Source organism: Paraglaciecola arctica (assembly GCF_018861065.1).
GTDB classification, from domain to species: Bacteria; Pseudomonadota; Gammaproteobacteria; order Enterobacterales; family Alteromonadaceae; genus Paraglaciecola; species Paraglaciecola arctica_B.
On the sequence record NZ_JAHKQO010000036.1, the window covers coordinates 463140 to 489481 of the forward strand.

21 protein-coding genes are annotated in these 26342 nt (G+C 41.3%); 15 read left to right on the forward strand and 6 right to left on the reverse strand.

The window, feature by feature from the left end; genetic code table 11:
• Window positions 1–58: 58 nt before the first annotated feature.
• Window positions 59–1540, forward strand: a complete 1482-nt coding sequence (locus KO534_RS15305; RefSeq protein ID WP_215930549.1) for a methyl-accepting chemotaxis protein — start codon at window positions 59–61, stop codon at window positions 1538–1540.
• A gap of 3 nt (window positions 1541–1543) precedes the next feature.
• Complete coding sequence (locus KO534_RS15310) at window positions 1544–2062, forward strand: DUF6436 domain-containing protein (protein ID WP_215930551.1); 519 nt, start codon at window positions 1544–1546, stop codon at window positions 2060–2062.
• Between the two features lie 3 nt (window positions 2063–2065).
• Here the strand turns inward: KO534_RS15310 and soxR are convergent, their stop codons facing one another.
• Window positions 2066–2518 carry a redox-sensitive transcriptional activator SoxR gene (gene soxR / locus KO534_RS15315; protein ID WP_215930553.1) on the reverse strand — a complete coding sequence of 151 codons (453 nt, stop codon included), beginning with the start codon at window positions 2516–2518 and terminating at the stop codon, window positions 2066–2068.
• Between the two features lie 322 nt (window positions 2519–2840).
• Here soxR and KO534_RS15320 point away from each other — a divergent pair, with 322 nt between their 5' ends.
• From KO534_RS15320 to KO534_RS15350, 7 genes are all read left to right on the forward strand, one after another.
• Complete coding sequence (locus KO534_RS15320; protein WP_215931224.1) at window positions 2841–3776, forward strand: pyridoxal-phosphate dependent enzyme; 936 nt, start codon at window positions 2841–2843, stop codon at window positions 3774–3776.
• A gap of 146 nt (window positions 3777–3922) precedes the next feature.
• Entirely contained in the window at window positions 3923–4549 is a 627-nt protein-coding gene (gene pnuC, locus KO534_RS15325; RefSeq protein ID WP_215930555.1) for a nicotinamide riboside transporter PnuC, read from the forward strand.
• Window positions 4549–5088: an AAA family ATPase gene (locus KO534_RS15330; RefSeq protein WP_215930557.1), complete on the forward strand. Its 540-nt coding sequence runs from the start codon at window positions 4549–4551 to the stop codon at window positions 5086–5088. Before pnuC ends, KO534_RS15330 begins: the two co-directional genes overlap by 1 nt.
• Window positions 5089–5180: 92 nt before the next feature.
• Complete coding sequence (locus KO534_RS15335) at window positions 5181–6383, forward strand: saccharopine dehydrogenase family protein (protein WP_215930559.1); 1203 nt, start codon at window positions 5181–5183, stop codon at window positions 6381–6383.
• Between the two features lie 168 nt (window positions 6384–6551).
• Window positions 6552–7691: a carboxynorspermidine decarboxylase gene (gene nspC / locus KO534_RS15340; protein WP_215930561.1), complete on the forward strand. Its 1140-nt coding sequence runs from the start codon at window positions 6552–6554 to the stop codon at window positions 7689–7691.
• A 112-nt stretch (window positions 7692–7803) separates the two neighbouring features.
• Window positions 7804–8223 (forward strand): hypothetical protein, encoded by a 420-nt coding sequence (locus KO534_RS15345; RefSeq protein ID WP_215930563.1) that lies wholly within the window; start codon window positions 7804–7806, stop codon window positions 8221–8223.
• Entirely contained in the window at window positions 8220–8417 is a 198-nt protein-coding gene (locus KO534_RS15350) for a helix-turn-helix transcriptional regulator (protein ID WP_215930565.1), read from the forward strand. The genes KO534_RS15345 and KO534_RS15350 overlap by 4 nt, the downstream gene beginning before the upstream one ends.
• 139 nt (window positions 8418–8556) lie before the next feature.
• On the opposite strand, the gene KO534_RS15355 is transcribed toward KO534_RS15350, so the two are convergent.
• A complete protein-coding gene (locus tag KO534_RS15355) occupies window positions 8557–10413 on the reverse strand; it encodes a serine hydrolase (RefSeq protein ID WP_215930567.1) in 1857 nt (618 codons plus the stop codon).
• 150 nt (window positions 10414–10563) lie between these two features.
• Here KO534_RS15355 and KO534_RS15360 point away from each other — a divergent pair, with 150 nt between their 5' ends.
• The 3 genes from KO534_RS15360 to KO534_RS15370 all read left to right on the forward strand — a co-directional run bounded on the left by KO534_RS15360 (window position 10564) and on the right by KO534_RS15370 (window position 14505).
• Window positions 10564–12315: a histidine kinase gene (locus tag KO534_RS15360; protein WP_215930569.1), complete on the forward strand. Its 1752-nt coding sequence runs from the start codon at window positions 10564–10566 to the stop codon at window positions 12313–12315.
• Window positions 12312–13001 carry a LytR/AlgR family response regulator transcription factor gene (locus KO534_RS15365; protein ID WP_215930571.1) on the forward strand — a complete coding sequence of 230 codons (690 nt, stop codon included), beginning with the start codon at window positions 12312–12314 and terminating at the stop codon, window positions 12999–13001. Before KO534_RS15360 ends, KO534_RS15365 begins: the two co-directional genes overlap by 4 nt.
• Before the next feature lie 97 nt (window positions 13002–13098).
• Window positions 13099–14505, forward strand: coding sequence for a M20/M25/M40 family metallo-hydrolase (locus tag KO534_RS15370; protein ID WP_215930573.1), 1407 nt, complete (start codon window positions 13099–13101; stop codon window positions 14503–14505).
• A gap of 109 nt (window positions 14506–14614) precedes the next feature.
• On the opposite strand, the gene KO534_RS15375 is transcribed toward KO534_RS15370, so the two are convergent.
• Window positions 14615–15790 (reverse strand): MFS transporter, encoded by a 1176-nt coding sequence (locus tag KO534_RS15375; RefSeq protein ID WP_215930575.1) that lies wholly within the window; start codon window positions 15788–15790, stop codon window positions 14615–14617.
• A gap of 162 nt (window positions 15791–15952) precedes the next feature.
• Between KO534_RS15375 and KO534_RS15380 the strand changes: the two genes are divergently transcribed.
• Complete coding sequence (locus KO534_RS15380) at window positions 15953–16840, forward strand: LysR family transcriptional regulator (protein WP_215930577.1); 888 nt, start codon at window positions 15953–15955, stop codon at window positions 16838–16840.
• 67 nt (window positions 16841–16907) lie between these two features.
• Here KO534_RS15380 and KO534_RS15385 read toward each other — a convergent pair whose 3' ends face one another.
• From KO534_RS15385 to KO534_RS15395, 3 genes are all read right to left on the reverse strand, one after another.
• Window positions 16908–18206 carry a ribonuclease J gene (locus KO534_RS15385; RefSeq protein WP_215931226.1) on the reverse strand — a complete coding sequence of 433 codons (1299 nt, stop codon included), beginning with the start codon at window positions 18204–18206 and terminating at the stop codon, window positions 16908–16910.
• Between the two features lie 141 nt (window positions 18207–18347).
• Window positions 18348–18827, reverse strand: coding sequence for a thioredoxin (locus KO534_RS15390; RefSeq protein WP_215930579.1), 480 nt, complete (start codon window positions 18825–18827; stop codon window positions 18348–18350).
• 152 nt (window positions 18828–18979) lie between these two features.
• Window positions 18980–21652 carry an ATP-binding protein gene (locus tag KO534_RS15395; protein ID WP_215930581.1) on the reverse strand — a complete coding sequence of 891 codons (2673 nt, stop codon included), beginning with the start codon at window positions 21650–21652 and terminating at the stop codon, window positions 18980–18982.
• Between the two features lie 361 nt (window positions 21653–22013).
• Between KO534_RS15395 and KO534_RS15400 the strand changes: the two genes are divergently transcribed.
• Both KO534_RS15400 and KO534_RS15405 read left to right on the forward strand, forming a co-directional pair.
• On the forward strand, window positions 22014–23126 hold the full coding sequence (locus tag KO534_RS15400) for an efflux RND transporter periplasmic adaptor subunit (protein ID WP_215930583.1): 1113 nt from the start codon (window positions 22014–22016) through the stop codon (window positions 23124–23126).
• A gap of 15 nt (window positions 23127–23141) precedes the next feature.
• Window positions 23142–26309, forward strand: coding sequence for an efflux RND transporter permease subunit (locus tag KO534_RS15405; protein WP_215930585.1), 3168 nt, complete (start codon window positions 23142–23144; stop codon window positions 26307–26309).
• Window positions 26310–26342: the final 33 nt, after the last annotated feature.

The window sequence follows — 26342 nt, forward strand, 5'->3', positions numbered from 1 at the left end:
TTACAAAATCTGCATAATTGTCGATAATATGTTAAGAGGTAGACTAAAAGGAAACCCTATGAAATATCCTTGGCTGCAAAGTGCCAATCAACTATTCAGAGTTGTTGTGGTTATACAATGGCTAATATCGTTATTTATTGCTTTTATGACGTCCAGTTGGATAGAACCATTTTTACTCGGTTTACCAATTTTAGCGTTACCTATCATTTTAAGCTACACCCACCCCGACAAGGCAATTAATCGATATGCGTTTGCGATAGCAGTACAACTTTTCGCCGCACTTCATATTCAACAAGCATATGGCATGACAGAGCTGCATTTTGAAGTGTTTGTGATGTTAGCGTTTTTATCTTATTTTCGTGACTGGAAAGCAATTGCAATTGGCACCGTCACTGTTGCTATTCATCATATCCTTTTTTACTTCGTTCAAAGCAATGGTGGCAGCTTAGTCATATTTGAAGAAGGCAGAGTCACGTTTTATATTTTAGCGATTCATGCAGCTTTTGCTGTGGCAGAAGGCGTGATTCTCGGATTAATGTCCAAAAATAGTTTCGTTGAAGCCAGAGGAGCCGTGATACTGAACCACACAGTATCAGGCATTATGCGTCAAAAAGGGGTGTTAAACCTTAAAGTTGACATACCTCGAGACGTGCAAAGTATACAAGAGTTTAAGTCGTTAATTGATGCCTTTAAATCCTTAATTGAAGAGTCGAATAACCTTAGTAGCAATGTTTCCGCTGTAGCACAAAAAGTCAATACTTCGTCAGGTACACTCAATACCTCTGTCACTCTGAGCGCGGAACAAGTTAAGCTCATTTCAGACTCAATTGAAGAAATTAGTCATACCATACAAGATGTTGCCACGCGTTCACAAGAGACTCATATTCATGCTGAAAAAGCTAAAACTAGCACAGTAGAAACCAAAGAATCGATTGCAGGCTCTAGTGACAATGTTTCTCGTTTGAGGCAAACCTTAACTGTTGCATCAACTGCCATCCAAGCATTGAGTGACAAATGCAATAACATTTCAGAAGTGATGCAATCTATTAAATCTGTAGCCGAACAAACTAATTTATTGGCACTCAATGCCGCTATTGAATCAGCTAGAGCAGGAGAACACGGCAGAGGTTTTGCCGTAGTAGCAGACGAAGTCAGAAACCTTGCAATTAAGTCTAAAGAAAGTGCAGAAGAAATAGAACAAATTACAGTAGGTTTAATAACTAGCGCAAATTCTTCAGTCTCACAAATGAATGACTGTGTGGTAATGGTTGACGAAGCGGTTAACTCTTCTAGCGCTGCTATGCAACAGATGGATAGTGTAGTGAATAGCTTTCAATTAGTATCCGACAATATTACTACAGTGGCGACCTCTGCCGACAGACAATCAAAAAATGTCAAATCTATAAACGAATCAACACAGTTGTTACGTGAATTATCAGCCGATGAACAAAGTAACGTTAACCTTGTTAAAAACGAAGCGATAGAATTGACCCAGTTATGCAACAAGCTCGAACAACAGTTACGACAATTTTCGGTGTAAACTTTGTCAGTAAAGTGGGTTGTCGCTCTATGGGGTGTGATGTGTCTGGCTGGTTTATTGACTCTGTCTGTGAGCCAGCTAGACGAGTTTGACCCTCAATCAAAACTCGCCATAGCGTTAACTGATGTCGAATTTGAGCAAAAATTTATCTCTCAATTACAGCAACAACACAAATTGGCAGGGCAATCACTTGTCCATTTTTCAGACACTAATTGTTTCTGTGAAACCATAGCGCAACCCCATATTGCCCGCTTATCCCAGAACATGATCGACAACGGATTTCAAAATATACATATCAACATTAGCGCTCATCCTGAGTTTGCTAGTTTTGTTCCTTCCACTCCAGCGGTTGCAATTATTGGTGCGCTTCAAGAACTAATATACTTTGGCCCTTACGCCGAGGGTTATGGTTGTTTAAGTGGAACCGGATTGGTAGATGCGATTATTCCCAAATTGAATAGCCCCGCCATCGAAAACAGCATACTAATTACAGACGCAAAAGGCTGTTATTGTCAAACGTGACATTTAATCGGCTGACTCGTTTCTACCTAAAATAACCGGCCCTGGGCCTTCTTCTTCCAAGACATCATCTGGATTATAGATAGGGCAGCTTTGCATTGATAAACACCCGCAACCAATACAACCATCCAATGAATCTCGAAGCTTAGTTAACGAATTGATTTGCTGATCGAGCTGTTTTTGCCAACGTTTTGATAATTGCGCCCAGTCATTTTTATCCGGTGTACGTTCATTTGGCAGCCCTAAAAAAGTTTGGTGAATGCTTTGCAGGCTGATACCTAACTTTTGAGCGGCTTTAATCACTGATATTCTGCGTAACACGTCACGTTTGTAACGCCTTTGATTGCCTTGATTACGCCAACTACGAATCAAACCTTTTTGCTCATAAAAGTGCAAAGTAGACACCTTCACCCCGGTGCGCTTAGCCACATAACCCACTGACAAATTTGCGTCTTCCATTGCTTAGTCCCTAATTAACTACTACATCAAATATAGAGAAAAAAGCACTTTACCTCAAGTTAACCTGAGGTTTTATGATACTGCCATCATCAACAATATCTATATTAAAACAGGGCAGCGATTATGAAAAAACTGAAACTAACCTTCAAAAAAGACTTTAAAAACATTATTGAAAAATGCCTAAGTATCTACAATGGCACGATGTATTTTAAATAATGAAACGATGGCCTAAGTCCTATTGGCGCAAAAAGTTATCACAACAAAGGTTTATGTGCTTAAACCAGAATCGATTAATATAGCTGCAAGCAATAATCTTAGCCAAATGAGTGTATACAAAACTTTGAATTTACAATCTATAACAGCGCAGTTGAATATAGCCACACCATCAGCTGAATCAACAATTCAATCTGATTGGGCCAATCAAAATGGCATAACGCTCACTGTTAAACGAGATGATTTGTTGCACCCTGTCATATCAGGCAACAAATGGCGAAAACTTAAATATGCATTAAAGGCTGCGTCAAAAGCCAAAGTCCAACATATCGTCAGTTTTGGTGGAGGATTTTCAAATCATTTACACGCATTGGGATATTGCTGCCACCATCTAGGTATACAATTGACTGCAATTGTCAGAGGGGATTATTCGCTCAAGCCAACGCCAATGTTGTTAGACCTAATGACTTGGCAAACTAATATTCAATATGTAGATCGAAAAATCTACCAACAACGAAGTGAACTCGATTATTTGCAGTCATTGCAGCAACAATATCCGGGGGCATCAATTATCCCTGAAGGTGGTTCGCAATTACTTGCCGTTCAAGGCGTAAGCGAAATTATTGACGAGTTAAACGATACATACGATTATATCGTTGCGCCTGTGGCCAGTGGCGGAACATTGGCAGGATTGAGCAGCGCGATCGGCAAAAAAAAAGCATTTTCAAACTGCCAGATTCTAGGAATTGGCGTTTTAAAAGGCGAAGGTTACCTTGAACAATTGGTTGATGATTTATTAGAAGTAGATTCATCCCAGGCGAACTGGCAGATTAACCATGATTTTCATTTTGGTGGGTACGCTAAATCTACTAATGAGCTTAGACAATTCTGCCAAGTCTTTTACCAACAAACGACTATCCCTATTGAGCCGGTTTACAGTGGAAAACTATTTTGGGGGCTCAGAGCACTACTCAAGGCCGGATATTTTCCTCAAAATAGTCGCATCTTAGCGCTGCACACTGGCGGTCTGCAGGGCGCAAGATAAGTCATTATTGCATTCACCAGCAAAACTGCGGTAAATTGCCAATGGCTTAGTCCTCTACCCCTATTGTTATAAGGTCATTTTTTGTATAAACACATCCTATTTTTGTTACCGCAATCTCTGCTGTTTTTGACAAAATTCAAATTTTTATGAACTGGCTTGATTGGTTAAGTGGTTTCGCGGGTGCTTCCCCACTCGAATGGGTAGCGACTGTCTGTGGCTTTGTGTGTGTTTATTTGGTTATTAAACGCAATATATGGTGTTTCGCTTTTGGATTTGTGCAAGTAAGCATTTACACCTGGATTTTTTATGATGTGAAACTGTATTCGGATATGGGTCTACATATCTTTTATATTGGATTTCAAATCTATGGCTGGCTGCTTTGGAAAAATTCCCAAGACTCTACAGGCCATGTGGTAGTTAAGCGCGGCACCACAAAAGAATATACTTTATGGTTAATGGCTATTGTCATTTGCACCCTAGTTCTAGGTAACATAATGCAAAATAACACTGACGCGAGTTTCCCCTACCCTGACGCTTTTACCACTTGTGCCAGTCTGGTAGCCCAGTGGTTATTGTCACATAAAAAATTATTGAACTGGACAGTTTGGATTGCTGTAGACATTGTCGCTATCGCCATTTACTGGCAAAAAGGGTTATTTCCCACGTCGGCACTGTATGCCTGCTTCTTGATAATGGCTATTATCGGTCAGTGGCAATGGTATACACACCTAAACTCTAGTTCGAGTACCACAAATAAAGGCGAGCATAGTTAGTGATTAAGAAAATTGTATTTTTAGGGGGCCCGTCTACCGGTAAAACCACCTTGTGTGAAGCTCTAGCTAAAGATTTGCATACGATTACTGTTCCAGAATATGGACGTGAATATTGGATTACCCATCAAGTTGACAGGCGTTTAACCCCGCAGCAATTATTACATATTGCGAAGATGCAAAACCAGTGGGAAGACCAAGCCGCGTCTCGCGCTAACCTATACTTATTCTGCGATACCAGTGCATTTACTACTTGGCATTTTGCGATCCATTATCACCAGAAGGCTTTACTTGAGTTAGAGCAACTCGCGAAGGACTGTTGGCAACGCTATGATCTAGTCGTGTTATGTGACGACGATATTCCTTATGACGATACATGGGAGCGTTCCGGTGACGCAAACCGCCACGAATTTCAGGTGTTTAATCAGCAATACTTAAAAAGCCACGAAATTAAACACCTAGTTGTTTCCGGGAGTCTCTCCCAGAGGAAACAACAAGTGCTGACTGCACTAGGCTTAACCCCAAAGGAATTATGTTTTTAATTGCTAGCACTCTTCAATTTTCAACTTGCACCTCAATAAATTACTGCTAGCATTCACCCTTTATTACATAACCTTAATACTAGGAACACTCTATGTCCCGAGTTTTGATAATTGGTGCCGGCGGAGTAGCCGCAGTGACCATAAAAAAGTGTGCTCGTTTACCCGAGTTATTCGATGAAATTTATCTAGCAAGTCGCACTGTAGCTAAGTGTGAAGCACTACAGAAAGAAGTAGGAATAGATAGAGTCAAAGGTGTTTTCGCAGTTGATGCCGATCATGCCAGTGAAGTGGTTGCAGTCATCAATCAGGTAAAACCTGATTTAGTTGTTAATTTGGCACTACCTTATCAAGATTTAGCCATAATGGATGCCTGCTTAGAAACAGGTGTCGACTATTTGGATACTGCCAATTACGAACCCAAAGATGTGGCTAAATTTGAATACTCTTGGCAATGGGCTTATCAAGACAAATTTGAAAAAGCGGGCTTGATGGCACTACTAGGCAGTGGATTTGATCCAGGCGTTACTAATGTTTACACGGCTTATGCGGCCAAACATTACTTCGACGAAATTCACTATCTCGATATAGTTGACTGTAACGGCGGCGACCATGGTCAAGCTTTTGCGACTAACTTCAATCCAGAAATCAATATTCGTGAAATCACCCAACGTGGTCGTTTTTTCGAAGATGGCGAATGGAAAGAAACCGATCCGTTAAGTGTGCGTGAAGACCTTGATTACCAGAATATAGGTATACGTGCTTCATATTTAATGTTCCACGAAGAATTGGAATCCATAGTTAAACACTTCCCGTCTCTTAAACGCGCGCGTTTTTGGATGACATTTGGCGATGCTTACCTGACTCATCTAAAAGTTCTAGAAGGGATCGGCATGACCAGTATCGAGCCGATTAACTTCCAAGGTCAACAAATAGTCCCTCTGGAATTCTTAAAAGCCGTATTGCCCGATCCAGGCTCGTTGGCTGATGGATACACTGGGCAAACTTGTATCGGTACTTATATAACAGGCGTAAAAGATGGCAAAGAAAAAACCATCTTTATTTATAACAACTGTGAACACGCTAAGTGTCATGAAGAAGTTGGCGCTCAAGCAGTATCATACACTACAGGCGTACCTGCCATGATAGGTGCATCTTTGATGTTAAATGGTACCTGGAAAAAGCCCGGTGTTTGGAACATGGAGCAATTTGACCCAGACCCATTTATGGATATGCTCAACATCCATGGCTTGCCTTGGCATGTGATCGAGTGTGATTCGAGTCCATTTAAGAAGTAATAGCTAGAAGTAAAGAAATTGATCCACAGAGCACGGAGAGAGAAAAGAAATAAGCATCTTTTCTTCCTCTGTGCTCTGTGATCACTAGCTCGTCGCTAGAATATTAGAGAGACTTGGGAGTAATCTTCAAAGTCTTTATTCATTTACGTTGATTAGATTACACCAACTATGACAAACCCAATGCTAAACCCTGCTATACCTTCACCCTGTTATGTTTGTGAAGAAGCCAAACTCGAAGCTAACTTACAACTTATGCAACGTGTGCAACAAGAAAGTGGTGTGGAGATTATTCTGGCACTCAAAGGTTTCTCTATGTGGTCTACCTTTGATTTAGTCGGCAAGTATTTACAAGGCTCAACCGCGAGTGCTGTATGGGAAGCTAGACTAGGAAAAGAAGAAATAGGCAAACAGGTACATGCTTTTTCACCGGCATTTAAACCCACCGATATAGATCAATTAGTCGATTTAGTGGATCATATTTCGTTTAATAGTCTTGGTCAGTGGCAACGTTATAAACAACAGATTTTAAGCTCTAACGTTTCGCCCGGTATACGTCTTAATGTAGAGCATCGCGAAGCCGAAACTGAGCTGTACGACCCCAGTGCCCCGGGGTCACGTTTTGGTATTCTGGCCAAAGATTTAGCAGATGCCGATTTAAGCGGTATAGAAGGTTTTCATATTCATAATTTATGTGAATGTGACTCCTATGCCACCGAGCGAACTATTCTGGCTGCAGAAAAAAAATTCAGCCAATACTTTGCACAGCTCAAGTGGATCAACTTTGGCGGCGGGCATCTTATGACCAAACAAGGTTATGATCTTGAACACCTTATCGCGACACTAAAAGCATTTAAACAACGCCACCCCCACCTTAACGTGATTTTAGAGCCGGGCTCAGCTGTGGCTTGGCAAACAGGTTCTTTGGTCTGTGAAGTCATTGATATAGTCGAGAATCGCGATAAGATTGCGATAGTGGATATGTCTGCCACGGCCCACATGCCTGATGTTTTAGAAATGCCCTATCGTCCCGAAGTCACAGGGGCCGGCAAAGCCGGCGAAAAGGCCTTTACTTACAGATTTGGCGGCAACTCTTGTTTAACTGGCGACGCCATTGATTTATATAGTTTTGATCATGAACTACAAATTGGTGAACGAATAATATTTGAAGATATGATCCATTACACTATGGTCAAAACCACCTTCTTTAATGGTGTTGAGCATCCTTCCATCGGGTTAATCCGTAAAGATGGCCAATTTGAATTGGTGCGAAAGTTTGCATACCAAGACTTTAAGAACAAACTCTCTTAAATGTCGTCAAAACCACTCTTTTTGTAAAACAGGCTTGACATAAGAGCTTCTTAGGTTGATACTCACCTCAAAAGTAAAGCTTATTTTACTTTATGACTTAGGAGTTTGACTTATGAATGAGATTAAACACAACGAATTACACTGCTCACAACAAAAAACTGGGGTTAAACATCTAGCAATTTGGACCCTTGCTTGGGTACTGAGCACAGCATTTTTGAGATTTGGAGCTGAATATATTTGGGACTATCAACTGGCTTATTCTGCTATTGCTTTAATGACGCATCTAGCGATAGGAATCATGATGATTTTGGTGAATGTGAAACACTTAGCCAACCTTGACGAGTTACAGCGTAAAGTCACCATGGATGCGCTGGGTATCACCTTGGGAGTAGGATTGATTGCAGGTATCGCCTATGAGCAATTAGAAGATATTAAACTCATCACCTTCGAACCAGAAATCAATCACCTCATTATGCTCATGGCAGTGACTTATATCATTAGTATTGTGTTTGGTAATAGGAAGTATCAATGAAAAATCGCTTAAAGGTTCTCAGAGCTGAACGCGACTGGACCCAAGCTGACTTAGCAAATGCATTGGCTGTATCGAGACAAACCGCCAATGCTATCGAAAAAGGTAAGTTCGATCCCAGTTTACCTTTGGCAATCAAAATAGCGCGACTATTTAATTTGACTGTTGAAGAGATATTTATTGTGGATGTAGATTGATAAACAATACGGTCTATTGAAATCATTACCATACGCATCTAGTGATATTTTCACTCTGAAACGTTCGTGTCATAAAATCTGAACTCAAAACAAGCCAAGCATTTTCCGCTCGCTATATTTCGAGTTCAGATTTCTTTTATTACAAGGCTTTTGCAGCAGACAGTTTTTTCAACATATCTTTGGCGTTTTGATTATCCCCATTGATAGTTAGGGACTTATTGTAGTTCTCGATTGCCAACTGGGTATTTCCTTTGGTCATATAACCTTCAGCTAAACTATCAAAGGCATTGGCATCATTTGGGTATAAGGCAACATACACACTAAAATAATTTATCGCTGCTTTAACATCCTTTTTAGCAAGGGCCGTGTACCCAGCATTATTTAGAGTATTAGACGACAGCATCCTAGAATTGGGATACAGCTTTTGCCACTCTTTATAGGCTTTGATACTTTGCTCTACATCTTGATTTTCAGCCACTTCGAAAGGAAGTTGTTCACCGTCACGTAGTTTCCGCATCGCATAGTCTTGCAAACTTGTTCCTGGTCGAAACACAGTTAAATAGGCTTGTTGGTCAGCGGGATTAATTTCAAGGCCAACAATGTTTGGGTGCGCATCTAACGCGAACTTATTGTTTTCTTTGTAATACATTTCACCGGTAAATTGCCCACCACCAATTTGTAGTGGATTGTGGTAAATCAATTTATCTTGTTGTTGGCTTATAGTCACAATTTGATCCGCTGGTGATAGGTATCTACCAGTCATTTTTTCAGCTAACACCTTAGATACTGACTGTTCACTAGGCGTAATGGGTTGAGTCCAGTGTAGATTTTTAACCACACTTTCAATCAACATGTTGATAGCTGGGTTGCGGGTACGAGTCGTTGCATTAATAAATATCATAATACCTTTTCCGCCCTCCATGGTGGCCATAACATGGCCACCGGTTCCGGTATTAGAGCCACCATGAGAAAACCAGTCTAAATTGCCTTGAGCCTCAAAGCGCATCCAACCTGCACTCCATCCCCCGGTTACTTTAATAGTTTGAATTTCTGTGGTTTGTGTCGCCACCCAGTTTGATATGACCTTGGTAGGTTTGCCGGCCAATGCTTTTTGATACTCAATAGTCAACTTAGCCATATCCAAAGGGGTGCTCCACATGCCTGAAGGTGCAATTTGTGGACAAATAGGAATACCGTCGCGGATCACCTTTTGGTCTATATCGTGGACCTTGGCAAGGTTAGTTAAAAACTTATCTTGCCCGTTTTGATACATAGTAGTGTGCTGCATATTCAAAGGAGCAAATAACATTTCCTCTGCCAGTTGCGCCAGTGGCTTACCCGTTAAGTCTTCCAAGGCGACTTGCACGATGACATATCCGCCGCCGCTGTAATTCCAATTTGTTTCAGGCTCAAAATCTATAGAGATTGGCGACTTGTATCGAGGTAGTTTAATGCCATTTAAACTTTCGATTAGAGTAGGGATATCGTCACCTAAGTGAAAATCAGCAAATCCACCTTGGGTCATACCTGCAGTGTGAGACAGCAAATTTCGAAAGGTGACGGATTGGTTTTTAGTCAAATCAGACGCTGCTATTTTCCAACGTTTAAGATAGGTATTAACAGGTGCGTCCAGGTCAAGTTTGCCCTGCTGCGCCAACATCATAACTAAGGTAGCAGTGACGGGTTTGGATATAGACGCAGTTGAAAAAGCCGTTTGTTTATCAATTTTATGCTGAGTACCGTTTTCTTTTAAGCCCGCAACTTGGCTGAATACCACTTGATAATCATCGACAACGGCCATGCTTAAACCTGTCACCTTTGCCTGTTGAATAAAACTGTCGTAATCGAAAGTAGTATTATTTGGTCCGCTAACTTTTGACAATAGAGCGCTATAGTCTTGACCTAAGTTAGCGGCATACAATAAGTTGGATAAACCAAAAAACAAACCCAAACTGCATAGCTGTAACAATCTTTTTCTTGAACTAATAATCTTCATAGAATTTTTCCCGCAGTATATAAAGTGCCTTTATACTGCGAAAAGTTAGACTGCTTTGCAGCGAGTTTTGCATCAACTGCTCGTCTAATACGTGAACGACTCTGACGTCACCTTTGCACCTTGGTATGATATCTAAAAGGGAGAATCACCGTGCGTTTACCGTTATTTATTTCCATACTGATATCTTGCGTTTTTATTCAGGTGGCCTGTGCCAAAGAGCCTGAGATAATCGTCAGTGACACTTATTATTTATTAATTGATGACCAGATTGATCATTCAAAACCAGAAATTGATCGTAGCCAGTGGCAAAGCAATCATTTTAACGGTATTCCGTTATCTGAAAGAAACATGTGGGTACAAGTCGATTTCAAAATAGACACTGTTGCCAAACAGCCGCTGGGTTTGCTAGTGAGTATATTAGGCGCTTTTGACGCCTATTGGGACGGAGAGTTTATCGCTAGCAATGGTGTTGTAGGTCAAGATAAGCAGAGTGAAACTCCAGGCCTAATAGACAAAATCATATTATTACCAACTCATTTAACTGAAGTGGGCACCCACACACTTAGCTTAAGAATATCTGCTCATCACAATCCAAAAACGCTTTTGCATGGATCCTTTTGGAGTTTGGTGAGCGAATACGAAAGTCTAGTACAATTACCTTACAAGCAAGCGAGTCGGCCTATGGTCATGTCTGGTGCTTTATTATTAATCGCACTTTATTCATTATTTGTTTATTGCAAATCGTTTAAGCAACCCAGCTATGCCATTTTTAGCTTGTTATGTTTATCTATTTTGGCACTAACCTTTGCTGAATCATGGCGGGGTTTATGGCCCTACACTTACGATTGGCAGATTCCACGCTTAATAGTAGTGTTGGGAATGTCTTGGTTAATATCGCTATTACTCAGTTTGTTTTTCGCGTGGTTTTTTCAGTTCAAGTCAATGACTCGAGCTGCCTGGATTAGTATTACTTGGGTATCTCAATTGATAATCTTGTTGTGGCTCGACGGCTATGATAACCGCAGTCTTTACGTGTTTTTAATTGGTGTAATGACTAGTAGTGGCATTTGTTTACATGCGCTCTTACAAAAGCAAGAAAACGCACTATTGATGTTAGGTGGCATGCTACTTTTTATCGCGCCTATTACAATCAATACGTATTCATATATGGATCAGTATTTTTTCGTATCATTTGCCGCCTTAATAAGCTTAATGTTATACACATTAGCGAAAACGATGCACAGCAAACAACAACTACTAATACGAAGCCAGATAAACGCAAGCCGTTTAGAACTTGAACTGATCAAGCGCAACCTACAACCGCACTTTATCTTAAATACCTTAACGGCAATTGAAGAATGGATTGAAGACTCCCCTAAAACCGCAGTTAAATTTATTCAAGCATTGGCTGACGAATTCCGATTTATGGCACATATGTCGGCAAAGCCAATAATTCAAATCAAAGACGAGATAGCTTTATGTCAATCTCACCTTAAAGTTATGGGATATCGCACCAACATACAATTTTCAATGACTTGCAGAATCCAACAAAAAGAGGCCAGCGTACCTCCAGGAGTGGTGCTCACTTTGCTTGAAAATGCGCTATCTCATAACCTTTATCAACAAGGCGAAGTTGTTTTTAGTTTGCAGCAAAATATTATTGCCGACAAGTCAATGCAACAGCTTACATTCATTGCTCCTATTACCCAAAAGTCATCAGAAAAAGGGATTAATCTGGGTATTGGCAGCAAGTATATCGAAGCACGTTTAGCAGAAAGTTTTGCGAACAACTGGAAAATGAAAAGTCAGCTTGGTAATAATAATTGGCAAGTCACACTCACCTTTCCGCTTTCAAAGGTCCCTCCTAATGAACTGGTTTCATTGGAGGTCAACCACATATGAAAAGTATCGTGATTGTCGAAGATGAATATATGGTTGCCAAACGTCTCAAACGTTTTGTAGAGCAAGCCTTTAGTCAACAACCAATTAAGATCAAGACCTGTCATTCACTGGATGATGCCGCCGATTATTTAGCTGAGCACCCAATAGACTTGTTATTCTTAGATTTAAACCTACAAGGACAAGATGGTTTTACACTCCTCAAACAACAACTCAGTCAAAGTTTTCATACCATAGTAGTATCTGCCAACTCAGATCGCGCGATCGAAGCGTTTGAGATTGGAGTGCTAGATTTTGTAGCTAAACCTTTCACCCAAGAGCGTATTCAAAAAGCCGCAGATAGACTGCAACAACAGCAAGGGCAGAGCAAATATCTAACCTACAAACGTTTAGGAAAAATACAATTATTGGCCATTAGCGAAGTTTTATATCTTAAAGCTGACGGCCATTATTGTGAAGTTTACCAGCAAAACCAACAAAGCTTTTTACACGACAAAAGTTTAGATAAACTACTCAATCTACTACCCGACGATTTCATCCGTATTCATCGTTCTTATGCGGTATCAGTGGCTGCGATTCAATCTATTGAAGCTGAAGAAGGAAGTAAATACTGGCTAACCTTAACAAGCGGAGTCCGCTTGCCTTTGGGGCGGACAAAAGTACGGGATGTTAAAGCCAGATTAATATAACACTTATACAAACCACCAAGTCAGACTCGCTATAATTGAGTGACGGACTGGAAGTGATTGCGTATCATCAAAACAAAAATACTAAAACGGAGTTCCGATGAAAATAACAAAAATAATGGCTGTGGCCGCATTTTTATTCACTGCACCAACAATTGCCAGCAGTGAGATTATCCCCGTTTCGAAAGAAACTAAAGAGATGGCAGCAAGTTTACGTGATATAGCTATCAAAGATGACAACGCATACGAATTATTGAAATCACTGACTACTGAAGTCGGCGCACGTCATCCCGGCACCCCAGGTGAAAAAGCGGGTATCGAATGGGGTGTTAAACAACTGCAAGCATTGGGATTCGATAAAGTATATACCGAAGATGTAAAAATGAACGGCTGGATTCGCCTTGTTGAAACCGCAGAGATTCTTGTACCTTCCTATCAAAAGATGATTATCACTGCACTTGGCCGTTCAAAATCAACACCCGAAGGAGGCCTAGAAGCACAGATAGTGCATTTCGAAAGCTACGCTGATCTCGAAAAAACCGCTGACGGAAGTTTAAAAGGAAAAATAGCGTTTATCAGTAATCGTATGGAACGACTTAAAAACGGCGGGGGTTATGGCCCTGCTAATATTGCTCGCTCCAAAGGTCATGAGTTGGCGGCCCAAAAAGGAGCAGAAGCGTTACTTATCCGATCGATTGGCACTGACGACCACCGTAACCCGCATACAGGAGCAACCAACGTGGCAATGGGTTATACGAAGGTGCCAGCAGTGGCATTATCTAACCCTGACGCAGATCAGTTAGTACGATTAATCGCTTATGGTCACCACCCTAAAATCCGCCTAAATATTCAAACTAAAGATTTAGGTGCCATAGTCACCAAAAACGTCATTGGAGAGATTACTGGACGTGAGTTACCTGAAGAAATAGTGGTGATTGGTGGACATTTAGATAGCTGGGACTTAGGTACAGGGGCAGTAGACGATGGTGCCGGAGTCACCATTGCAATGGCTACTGGGGCATTGATCAAAAACAACACTAAAATGCGCCCTAGGCGAACCATTCGTGTCATCCTTTGGGGAGCAGAAGAACTAGGCTTAATCGGCGCGAGAGCTTATGCCAAAGCCAGAAAAGCTGATGGCACTATAGCAAAACATATTATTGGTTCAGAATCAGACTTTGGCGCTGGCCCAGTTTATGGGTTGCAATCATCAGATAACATTTCTACAAATGCAATTCACGTAATCGACACTATGGCTGGAATCATGGGTGAACTCGGTGTCACCCGTCGCAGCGGGAACACCAGTGGTGGACCAGATATGATCCCGCTAGCAGTGTTGGGCGTACCCGCGGTGAATCTGATGCAAGACGGTACTGATTACTTTGACTTACATCACACCCCAGACGATACCTTTGATAAGGTAAATCCAAAGCATATGCGCCAAAATGTAGCTGCATGGTCTGTGTTTGCTTATATTGCTGCTGAATGGCCAGGTTCTTTTAAATAAAGTACATAGTCTCTTTGAGTGTAATAATGGTACTAACTATTTAACTTTGGTGTGATGGGGCATAGCCCTATCACACCAATATTCTATGCCTCGAATCGAAACCATGGATCTACGCAGGTTTAGCTTGTTCTCGAGAATCAAGAAAGCCAGACAATTTTGTAAGAATGATAGCTAAAACAACGATTAAGGCACCAATCCAAGAGGTGTCGGTTAATTCCATTTTTTCAACTACCACACCGCCAATAATTGAACCCAGCGCTATACCTACATTGAAAGCAGCAATATTCAAGCCAGAGGCAACATCGACTGCATTTGGAGTATATTTTTCGGCAAGTTGCACTACGTAAACCTGTAACCCTGGCACGTTACCAAATGCAAATGCTCCCCATAAAAGCACAGTAATAACAGCCGCAATTTGGTTGCCAGCGGTAAAGGTAAACGCTAGCAACACCGCAGCTAACGCAGTAAAAATAATATTTAGCGCTTTTACGGGCCCCATTTTGTCGGCTAATTTACCGCCCCAAATATTACCCACAGCAACAGAAACACCGTAAACAAGCATGATCAGTCCTATTAGACTCGATTCAAATCCCGATACTTGTTCGAGAATAGGTGCAAGGTAAGTGAAGGCTACAAATGTTCCCCCATACCCCACAGCAGTCATTGCATAAACTAGTAATAATCTAGGCTGGGTCAGGACTTTCATTTGCTCCGAAAACTTGGCGGGCGGGGCTTGTTTTAGATTTGAAGGCACTAAAATAGCGCTGCCAAGTAACGCAATTAAACCAAGAATTGAAACCACTAAGAATGTTGCTCTCCAGCCTAACTCTTGTCCAATCCATGTGCCTAGTGGCACACCCGTGACTAAGGCTACGGTTAACCCAGTAAACATAATAGCAATTGCACTGGCTTCTTTCTCTTTTGGCACCAAACTAGTTGCTATTGTCGATCCGATAGAGAAAAACACACCATGGGCTAACCCCGTGAAAATTCGCGCCAGTATAAGTGTTTCATAGCTAGGCGACTGCCAAGCTAAAATGTTTCCGGCTACAAAAATAGCCATTAAAGTTAAGAGTACAGATTTCCTATTCCACCGCCCCATCAAGGCAGTCAACACAGGTGCGCCAATAGCGACGCCCAATGCGTATAGACTCACCAACAAGCCGGCCGAAGGTAAAGAAACATCTAAATCTGTTGCAATAGTTGGCACTAACCCAACAATTACAAATTCTGTTGTTCCAATTGCGAATGCGCTTAAGGTAAGCGCCCAAAGAGCTAATGGCATTTGAACTTCCTCACATAATTAAAGTGAGGCTATTCTCATTAAAAACACAACTTACAAAAACAGCATTAATAACAAAATAATTTTGCGAATAATGTAATAATAAGAGAATTTTTAGCTTAGGATTAACCCTAGGTTAACCAATCACTATGCCGTTAAATAATTATGATGATTAAGTCAAAAACCGAAGATCTTGAAATTTTTGTTACTGTGGTAGATTGCGGCAGCTTTACGGGTGCTGCAAATTTATTGGATACGCAGGTTGCCAAAATATCACGAGCGGTTTCTCGACTTGAACGTAACCTAGGTACCACTTTGTTTACTAGAAGCACTAGGCGCGTAGAATTAACCGAAGCAGGGCTAATATTTCTCAGCTTTGCCAGAGATGGTTTAGAAATAATCAATCGTGGAGAAGAAGCTTTAAATACTCTACAGGGTGCGCCAAAAGGTAAACTCAGAATTGATGCCGCAAGCCCGTTTTTATTTCATCAAATCATCCCTTATATCGAAGATTTTCAATTGGCCTATCCAGATATACAGCTTAACTTAATATCGAATGAGAACATTGTTGACTTGATTGAGAAAAAGACTGATTTAGCCATCAGAATTGGTAAGTTGTCGGATTCAAATCTCTACGCAAAAAATATAGGTATCAGTAAATTGCACATTGTTGCCAGTCCGCGGTATTTCGCCAAATTTAAAAAGCCTGCAACTATTGCTGAATTAAGAACCCATAAATTGATAGGTTTTGCTGACTCACCAAAGTTGAATAATTGGTTTTTAAAAGAAGATATGCCGCTCACACCCACTATCACCGCAAGCAACGGCGAATCCATTCGTCAACTAGCATTAAACGGCAATGGGATTGCATTGTTATCAAACTTTATGGTGAGAAAAGATTTAGACAATAACGCGCTAGTTGAAGTACTACCGAACTCAGTGGTTAGCCCAAACCCAAGAGAAGAAGTGCATGCCGTTTACTATAAAAACTCCGCCGCCACATCCAGAATCACTGCCTTCATGAATTTTTATACAAACAAATTTAAATTATGAGTCGCTCGTCGGCATATTAGCTCAGCTAATCCCAATCAGCGCTGTGCCTCGATATACCTTGAAATAATTACGACTGCTGCAGCGCAATCCTACCTGTTTTCACTACCTGTTTAACTAGGGTTCCATGCGGTGCTAGCTTGAATAAATCACCATTAAGTCCAGTCAAACTGACTGGGACATGACTTAATCGCGCTATTTCTGCATTGGCTTCTAAATGCTCCAATTCGCCGTGAGTGGGCACTGCAATTTGTGGACAGACCCATTGATACATTTGTTGCAACTCTTGCTGACAAGGGTGCCCTGATGCGTGGATAGGCAGAGGTGAATCATCAGCCATCAAAGTGAGTATTTTTCGGCCTTTGTATGCTTTGAGCAGGTTCTCAATAGGTTCTTCATTTCCGGGGATCACTATAGAGCTAAAAATCACTAGGTCCCCTTCATCTAGTGAAACGTTACGATAGGTGTCTTTGGCCAGTTGATTTAATGCAGCCCTTGGCTCTCCTTGGCTACCCGTCGCAACCGCTAATACTTCTTCAGGCAATAGATACCCAGTATGAAACGCATCAAGCACCGGCAAATCATCAGGCCAATGACCCGTAGCTTTGGCCGCACCTACAGTATTTTGTAAGGAACGACCAAATAACGCAAAATAACGACCTGTCTCTTGGGCGATTTTTGCAATACTTATCAATCGAGCAATATTACTGCTAAAACAGCCTATCACCACCCGCCCTTTTGCATTTGCAACGGCTTGTTTTAAACCGGCATAACATTGTTGCTCAGATACTGAATGTCCTTCACGATTAGCATTAGTTGAGTCGCACACCATAGCTAAGATGTTTTCCTTAGCCAGTTGTTTAAATACTTGAGGATTAAAAGGTTTATCTGTCACTGGAGCTAAGTCTATCTTCCAGTCTGCAGTATGAAACACATTACCTGCTAGGGTTCTAATCACAAAAGCGTGAGGCTCCGGAAGTGAATGGGTAATCAACATCCACTCAACGTTAAATACACCAATATCAACGCGCTCCCCACTGGCTATTTCGATAATTGGAATGTTGTCACCTTGACCGTCACGAGTGAGTTTGCGGCGTAATATTTCTGCGGTGTACTTAGTGGTATAAACAGGACATTTAAAGCGCCGCCACAAATAAGGCAAGGCTCCTAAATGGTCCTCATGGGCATGAGTGATCACGATCCCAGCCAATTGTTCTTTACGCTGACTAATAAACCAAGGGTCTGCAGCCACAACATCATGTTTATGAAGTGCAGATGTTTTGGCTTCTGCTTGGGTACACAATGGACTATGAAATGTTATTCCACAGTCCACCATCAACCACTGCCCAGCATGACCGTATAAATTCATATTCATACCGATTTCGCCAGTTCCTCCCAAAGGTAGAAACCAGAGGTCTTTTTCGCTGGGGCTGATTGATTGAATAGTCAATTCCTAATAGTGATTGCGAGATAAACTTACCGCTAGGCTAAATACAAAAAAAGAGCTTATTTACTCGGTAACAAAACCAGCTAGGTCCTCACCTAAGCTAAGCGTTGGCATTTCAACGACGCGGCCCAACTCGTTTTCACCTTGCATCAAAACAATGGTGGGTGAATATTTTAAGTCATATTTTTTATGCAGGTTAGTAGGCTCATGTTTGTTGTAATTTACCCCATGCAAAGATAGGCTTTGTAACTCAACGCCAGACAAATCCAACAATTTTAGTAGTCTTGGCACCTCTCGCTCACTGTCGTGACACCAAGTGCCAAACAACACCACCAGTGACTTTCCTGATAAAGCTTTGACTGCAGAGATTTCTTCTGAGCTAGGTTGATACTGCTCATAAGCCGCGCGAAATTGTGGATATTGCGCAAATAATTGGCTAGCGGAAATCGCGCCAGCGTAAGGTTCAGATTTAGCTTGTTTTTTCTCTGTCGCACTGCAACCGACTGAAAATATAACTAAAACAGCCAGAAAAAGTGACTTCATATTAATGTCCTACCGTTTTTTGAGACCACTAGACTACCTAACAAAGTTAAAAATAAGAATATGAAATATTCACATCATGCTTTAAATAAACAAAAATATTAATCTGTAAGTGGTCTGAATTGGCAACTAGCTGTTTCAGTACCATTAACCTTCTAAACTGGCTGCGTGTCCTGCGGCTTAGTTTCGTTATACAACTGCTGCATACGCTGCTGCAAAGAATTGAGGATTTCTTTGGCTTCATGCGATTTACCTGAGTTGATGTACTGTTCCACTAAAATGGCTAAATCGCTGAGTTCTTGAAATCCATAACTCCCCGCTGAACCTTTTAATTTGTGCATAAGAGAGCCAACTTGGGCCCAGTTTTTTTGTTCAATAGCCTCTTTTATGACAACTTGTTTGTCCTTAAAGCTTAATCGGTAATTTTCGATTAATTGTGCAAACTCAGGCGTTGTATTAGGTTTGTCAGCAATTGGAACATTGCCGTTACCTGCTCCGAAATTAGTTTCAAAATCTTGGTCGTTACCTAGATACTTCGAGAGCATAAGATAAAAACGCTTGCTATCAATGGGTTTAGGGAAATGTGCGGTAATTCCAGCTGCCAGCATCCTGTTTTTGCTGTTTAGGTCAACGTTGGCCGTCAACATAATAATTGGTGCTTGAAAGTTTCTTTGTTTTAAAAGTGTAGTGGCTTGTAAACCATCCATCTCAGGCATTTGCATATCCATTAAAACCAAATCGAAATCAGTGTTTGCCGCCATATCTAAAGCTTGTTGACCATCTTCTACCAAACTAAGTTTTGCGCCTGTTTTGGCCACTAAATACGCAACTAGTTGACGATTATCCTCATTATCATCGGCACACAAAATATGCCCGGTTAAATGAGGAATTTCTAAAGTAGGCTCAGTGCGTTGACTCAACACCGCATCAGCTTGGCTTTGATTAATCATAACCTGCTTATTTGCCGCTGCCACATAGGGCATATAAACCGCAAACTGACTCCCTTGACCTTCTTGACTGGTAACTTTGATATGCCCTCCGAGTATTTCAGTCAATTGCTTACTAATGTACAAACCTAATCCAGTACCACCATATTTGCGACTAATCGATTGATTACCCTGTGAAAACGCAGTAAATAAACGCAGCTGTTGCTCATCACTCATACCCGGCCCTGTATCTGACACCACAAAAATAAAACGCTGCCTAAAGGTATCCCAATGTACATGCAAATCCACCTGCCCTTGATGAGTGAATTTAATCGCGTTATTGCATAAATTCAGCAAAATCTGTTTGAGACGTGTTGGGTCTGACTTGAATTTGTAGGGTAACGGGAAATTAAGTTTGAGATTAAAGTCGAGGTGTTTTTCTTTAGCAAAACCATACATGTAAGCACTGACTTCTTGTAGCAAGCCAATCAAGCAGATGTCGGCTGTATCGAGTTGAATTTTGCCCGCTTCAATTTTCGATAAGTCTAAAACGTCGTTAACTATATTCAGCAAATATTGTCCGCCATTATGCACCGCTAATGTCGCTTTAGTTTTGTCTACTTCGCTGGCATTTTTGTCACTAAGTATTTCTGAGTATCCAATTATCGAATTCAGAGGAGTGCGAATCTCGTGGCTCACATTGGCCAAAAAGCGACTTTTTGCTTCAGTGGCCGATGCTGCTAGTTGTTGTTCTTTTTGAGCAATTTCCACCTGATATTTAATAGTGTTGGTTTGGCGAATTTCTTCAGCTTGATCTTTAATTTTCTGCTCTCGCTCCATGACCGCACTTTGCATATTACTGAATTCTCGGGCCAACTCTCCCAACTCACTTTTTTCAGAAATATTGATTTGTTCGGTGTAACTGCCACCAGCCACTAATTTAGCTGCTTGTAATAATCGACCAACAGGCCTAGTGATACTGCGAGCAATGAAAAATGACCCCAACAAAGCCAGCAATACGCCAACTATGAAAAACGGTAACAACTCCAACATAAAAGCGTTGCGAGTTTTTAACCAACCGCTGATTGAATCTTGCAACAACACAATAAAATATTGTTTTTGGTTGTTAAAAATACTAAAAGGTAAGACAGCCCAATCCTGTGTCCCCATCACATGCATATCAATTGTGGCTCCTTGCGCAACAAATTGCCCCGTAATTTGTTGCAGTTCACGCTGAACCGATTCATTATTTTGCTGAGTAGATAACAGCAAACTGTTTTGGTTATCACCTACAACCAACAAATTAATATCCAATGAAATCAAATTTTTAACTCGATTTAAAAATGCAAGGTTCAACCTTTTACCCATCAATAACCAACCAATAGTAGCCGGCGCCTTGATAGGCTCTGCTGACATAATAAAAGGTTCACTACCTACCATGGCAATCCAGGCTTTATTTTGCTGTTTATCATTTAAATCTTGAGCTAAAAATTGGCCTACAGTGAGGTCCTCTCCACCATATTGCGCAATTAGCATAAAACTTTTATCCAAGACCAAAGCAATGTCTGCATCGATACGCTTACCGTGATTAAACAGTACACTTTTGATTGATTCGGTATCCTCGCCTTGACCAATCGCACTGCGTAGTGCCCAATCTTTAGCTATGGTTTCTACACTTGAATCCAGATGTTGTTTAGCAATAACTATTTCGTTCATAAACACGTTTTTACCCACGTTTAAGCGAGTAACAAACTCCCTCTCAGCTTGGTTATAAGCCGCTTGGTAAATACTCACTAACGTCAGGGTAAACACCAAAGTAAACAAACTCACCACCAGCAAAAAAACCTTCCTTTGCAAAGGTGTCCAAATAAGTTGCTTACTTTTTTGCATGTGCGATTTCACATTCTATTCCCATGTATCGAGACAAGTGTTAACTCACGAGTTACGAAACGGCTAACGCCGAACCAATGATTCAATAAAAACCACAATCGAGGCTAACACGTTTTAGCGATGATACGTATTTAGGCATTTTAGATTCGATAGTAAATTTCTTGAAACAATAAATGTTCACGTTTTTATCACTTTTATCAACTGGCCTCTAAAACAGTCCCTTTCGGCGACGCTTAAATAATAAGTTATAATCAATATACCGTGTTTACCGAAAGATTTGTGGCTACAATAGGGTCTATAATTCGTTGCTTGTAATTCTTAGCAACACCAATTTTTCTTTCCGCTTATATAATCAATTTAAGGACCTCATGTTATGCGCTTAGTTACGCTTAACCATTTATTGTGTTTATCATTTTTAATTTTGGCGGGATGTTCTGAACAAAACACAGCAACTCAACAAATGCCTGCGCCAGAAGTAGATGTCAGTCATCCTATTCAAGCAGTCATCACCCAGTGGGATGAATATACGGGTAGGTTTGCCGCAGTTAACCAGGTGGAAATACGCGCGAGAGTCAGCGGTTATTTGCAAAAAGCCAATTTTAATGACGGTCAGTCAGTTAAAAAAGGTGACGTATTATTTGTAATAGACCAACGCTCATTCAAAATAGCCCTTAAAAGTGCTGAGTCTAGGTTCGAATTAGCTAAGAAAGAACTAGAACGAGGCAAAGACTTACGTAGCAAAAATTCATTGTCTCAAGAAGAAGTAGACCGCCGTACCAATGAATTTGATCTTGCCGAAGCTGCACTCGAAAATGCTAAACTCGAAATGGAATTCACCGAGGTGAAATCACCTATAGATGGAGTAGTCTCAAGAGATTATGTGAATGTAGGTAATCTTGTTACAGGGGGGGCTTCTGGGGCAACACTGCTGACAACTGTAGTCTCGGTTGATCCCATCCACTTTTATTTTGATGCAGGTGAAAGAGACCTTTTAAAATATATTCGCCTGAGCCAATCAGACAAACGTGAGAGCTCACGTACTAAATCCAACCCAGTACAAATACGCTTGCAAGATGAACAAGAATTTAGTCATTTTGGTGTAATGGATTTTGTTGATAATCAAATAGATTCTGGCACAGGTACGATACAGGGTAGAGCTATTTTGGATAACCCTGGTGGTTTTATTTTGCCTGGTTTTTTTGGCCGTATGCGTTTGTTGTCTCAAGAAAATGTCTCGGTTATTTTAATACCAGATACCAGTGTCAATACAGACCAGTCTCGTAAATTTGTTTACGTGGTAACAAGTGAAAATAAGATTCAACGAAAATTTGTCACATTAGGTGAGTTGCATACCCAGGAGTTACGCGTCATCACCGAAGGTCTTAATGCTGACGACAATATAGTGGTCAACGGCATGATGCGTGCCAGACCTGGCGTAACAGTGTCACCAAAGCAAGTCGATCTCACTAGCCTTTACAGCTACTAAACCGGGAATAGCCAAATGAACTTTTCTCAGTTTTTTATTTCACGACCCAAATTTGCCTCAGTTTTGGCCATTATTGTGTTGATTATTGGTAGCCTTGCCTATCAAACATTGCCTATAGAACAATACCCTCAAGTCGCGCCGCCAACTATACAAGTAACGGCTTCCTATCCTGGTGCTAACGCCGAAATAGCGGCGCAAACCGTTGCCACGCCATTGGAGCAACAGATAAATGGTGTGGAAAACATGCTGTATATCTCGTCGCAATCCACCGCAGATGGCAACGTCAGTATCACGGTAACCTTTAAACTAGGCACCGATTTAGACACTGCTCAAGTACAGGTCCAAAACCGAGTGGCTATTGCTGAACCGCGCCTACCAGAGCCGGTGCGGCGCATTGGTGTTACTACTATTAAAAACTCACCTGATTTGATGCTAGTCGTTAATATGTTTTCGCCTAATGGCACTTACGACCAAACATATATTGCCAACTATGTCACTTTACAGGTGCGTGACCAATTGGCGCGAGTTCAGGGTGTAGGTAATATATTGGTTTTTGGTGCAAGCCAATATTCTATGCGGGTTTGGCTTGATCCTGACCGTGTCGCCTCAATAGGCATGACCGCAGCAGAGGTTGTCAGTGCTTTACAAGCTCAAAATATTCAAGTTGCCAGCGGTACACTTAACAAATCTCCTGTTACTCAAGGCCAGACCGCGTTTGAATTAAGTGTGCAAACTAAAGGAAGGCTTATTGAGCCAGAACAATTTAATAACGTCATTATTAAAAATACCAATGGCAGAATTGTACGTTTTAAAGACATAGGCAGAGTTGAGCTAGGCGCTGAAAGTTATGCCACTAGAGGCTATTTAGGTGATAAAAAAGCTGTGGCTATGCCGATTTTTCAACGCCCTGGCACTAATGCCTTAGAAACAGCAGCAACGATTCGTAGCATCATGGAAGAATTATCAAGCAACTTCCCACCAGATTTAGCCTACGACATTGCTTACAATCCTACTGAATTCATTAGTCAATCTATCGATGCAGTCGAAATTACTATCTACGAAGCCATAGGGTTAGTGGTGTTAGTGATATTAGTCTTTTTACAAAATTGGCGAGCTGCGATTATACCAATTATTGCGATTCCGGTGTCTTTGATAGGTACTTTTGCAATAATGAGTGCGTTAGGATTTTCGCTAAATAACCTCACTCTATTCGGGTTAGTGTTAGCCATTGGCATAGTAGTAGATGACGCCATAGTTGTAGTAGAAAACATGGAACGGTTGTTGGCAGCAGGCCAAAAACCCATACAAGCAGCTCGCGAAACCATGCGAGAAGTAGGCGGCGCTGTTATGGCGATTGGTTTGGTATTGGTAGCCGTATTTTTACCTACCGCTTTTGTAGGGGGTATTTCTGGACAGTTTTATAGTCAGTTTGGGATTACCATAGCCGTAGCTACCCTTATTTCCGTATCAGTTTCTTTAATTCTTAGCCCAGCGTTGTCAGCGGTATTGCTCAAACCACACCAAGAAAACCAAGGCAAAAAAGGTGTGTTAACTCGTTTAGGCGATGTTTTTAACCGTACAATGGATAAAACATCAGAACTATACGGAAGGTTAACAAAACGACTCATACGTTTAGGAGCACTCATGTCATTGGCCTATATCGGGTTAATGGTAATGGCAGGCTATGTATTTACTTCTGTTCCCCAAGGTTTTATCCCTGCTCAAGATCAGGGATACTTAATTGTTAGCGTGCAATTGCCTGCTGGCGCCTCTTTGTCGAGAACTGACGATGTGGTAAAAGATGCAGTAAGTAGATTGTTAAAAATTGACGGTATTCGCACTTCTGTAGGTTTTGCAGGCTTTTCCGGTGCGACTTTTACCAATGCGTCAAATTCCGCGGCTATATTCACTATGATGGACCATTTTGAAGATCGCTCCGCAAAGGGTTTGACTTTCGAGCAAATATTAGCAGACGTACGTGCTCAAATGGCACAAATAAAAGAAGCGTTTGTGGTAGTGATCCCCCCACCATCAGTACGTGGTATTGGTAATGGCGGTGGCTTTAAAATGATGATAGAAGACAGGGCCGGACGCGGCCTACCGGTTTTAGAGCAGGCAATGTGGCAGTTAGCGGGGGCTGCGAATCAAGCTCCTGCTACTCAAGCTGTGTTTAGCTTATTCGAAACCAATACTCCGCAACTATATGTTGATATAGACAGAGAACGGGTTGAACGTTTAGGGGTGCCAGTATCAGAGGTATTTAGCGCCTTAGAAATATATTTAGGCAGTTCCTTTGTAAATGATTTCAGCTACTTAGGTAGAACCTTTAGAGTAACGGCACAAGCTGATTCTCCTTTTAGAATGACACCAGAAGATATCGGCCGGATTAAAGTTAAAAACTTTTCTGGAGATATGGTGCCACTCAGTTCAGTGGTGACATTCAAATATCAATCTGGTCCTTCTCGGGTTCCTAGATACAATTTGTATCCAGCGGCAGACCTGTTAGGTAACACGTCACCTGGGTTTAGCTCGGGTGAAGCCATTGCGAGTATGGAACAACTTGCTGCAGAAATATTACCTGATGGCATTGGTTTCGAATGGACAGAACTCGCCTACCAACAACAAATTGCCGGTAACTCAGCGATCATTGCCTTTATCATGGCGGTTATTTTTGTGTATCTGCTACTTGTAGCCTTGTACGAAAGCTGGACTTTACCTTTGTCGGTCATTCTAATTGTGCCTATGTGTTTGCTCAGTGCAATAACTGGGGTATGGATAATGGGCATGGATAACAACATCCTAACCCAAGTCGGTTTAATTGTTTTAGTCGGACTTGCCAGTAAAAACGCAATTTTGATTGTTGAGTTTGCCCGGCATTTAGAACAACAAGGTAAACCCTTACACGAGGCAGCGGTTGAAGCAGCTAAACTAAGGCTTCGCCCTATTCTTATGACCTCTTTTGCCTTTATTCTCGGTGTTATTCCTCTTGCTATTGCTACTGGCGCGGGAGCTGAAATGCGCCAAGCGTTGGGGGTTACAGTATTTAGTGGCATGTTGGGCGTGACGTTTTTTGGATTAGTATTTACACCTATTTTTTATGTGTTATGCAGAAAATTGTCGATGTGGGTAAAAGGACAACAGCTTGACGAAATGGGGCGGGTACCGCATAAAGTTTCCGAATAATAATGTGTTATCTCAATCAAGAAAGCTGTCCTA

What these genes read in the sequence shown, in the direction of transcription:
- KO534_RS15305 (WP_215930549.1), top strand. Translation starts at nt 59, where the DNA reads ATGAAATATCCTTGGCTGCAAAGTGCCAATCAACTATTCAGAGTTGTT.
- soxR (WP_215930553.1), bottom strand. Translation starts at nt 2,518, where the DNA reads ATGGAAGACGCAAATTTGTCAGTGGGTTATGTGGCTAAGCGCACCGGG.
- KO534_RS15320 (WP_215931224.1), top strand. Translation starts at nt 2,841, where the DNA reads ATGAGTGTATACAAAACTTTGAATTTACAATCTATAACAGCGCAGTTG.
- pnuC (WP_215930555.1), top strand. Translation starts at nt 3,923, where the DNA reads ATGAACTGGCTTGATTGGTTAAGTGGTTTCGCGGGTGCTTCCCCACTC.
- KO534_RS15335 (WP_215930559.1), top strand. Translation starts at nt 5,181, where the DNA reads ATGTCCCGAGTTTTGATAATTGGTGCCGGCGGAGTAGCCGCAGTGACC.
- nspC (WP_215930561.1), top strand. Translation starts at nt 6,552, where the DNA reads ATGACAAACCCAATGCTAAACCCTGCTATACCTTCACCCTGTTATGTT.
- KO534_RS15345 (WP_215930563.1), top strand. Translation starts at nt 7,804, where the DNA reads ATGAATGAGATTAAACACAACGAATTACACTGCTCACAACAAAAAACT.
- KO534_RS15350 (WP_215930565.1), top strand. Translation starts at nt 8,220, where the DNA reads ATGAAAAATCGCTTAAAGGTTCTCAGAGCTGAACGCGACTGGACCCAA.
- KO534_RS15355 (WP_215930567.1), bottom strand. Translation starts at nt 10,413, where the DNA reads ATGAAGATTATTAGTTCAAGAAAAAGATTGTTACAGCTATGCAGTTTG.
- KO534_RS15365 (WP_215930571.1), top strand. Translation starts at nt 12,312, where the DNA reads ATGAAAAGTATCGTGATTGTCGAAGATGAATATATGGTTGCCAAACGT.
- KO534_RS15370 (WP_215930573.1), top strand. Translation starts at nt 13,099, where the DNA reads ATGAAAATAACAAAAATAATGGCTGTGGCCGCATTTTTATTCACTGCA.
- KO534_RS15375 (WP_215930575.1), bottom strand. Translation starts at nt 15,790, where the DNA reads ATGCCATTAGCTCTTTGGGCGCTTACCTTAAGCGCATTCGCAATTGGA.
- KO534_RS15380 (WP_215930577.1), top strand. Translation starts at nt 15,953, where the DNA reads ATGATGATTAAGTCAAAAACCGAAGATCTTGAAATTTTTGTTACTGTG.
- KO534_RS15385 (WP_215931226.1), bottom strand. Translation starts at nt 18,206, where the DNA reads ATGAATTTATACGGTCATGCTGGGCAGTGGTTGATGGTGGACTGTGGA.
- KO534_RS15390 (WP_215930579.1), bottom strand. Translation starts at nt 18,827, where the DNA reads ATGAAGTCACTTTTTCTGGCTGTTTTAGTTATATTTTCAGTCGGTTGC.
- KO534_RS15400 (WP_215930583.1), top strand. Translation starts at nt 22,014, where the DNA reads ATGCGCTTAGTTACGCTTAACCATTTATTGTGTTTATCATTTTTAATT.
- KO534_RS15405 (WP_215930585.1), top strand. Translation starts at nt 23,142, where the DNA reads ATGAACTTTTCTCAGTTTTTTATTTCACGACCCAAATTTGCCTCAGTT.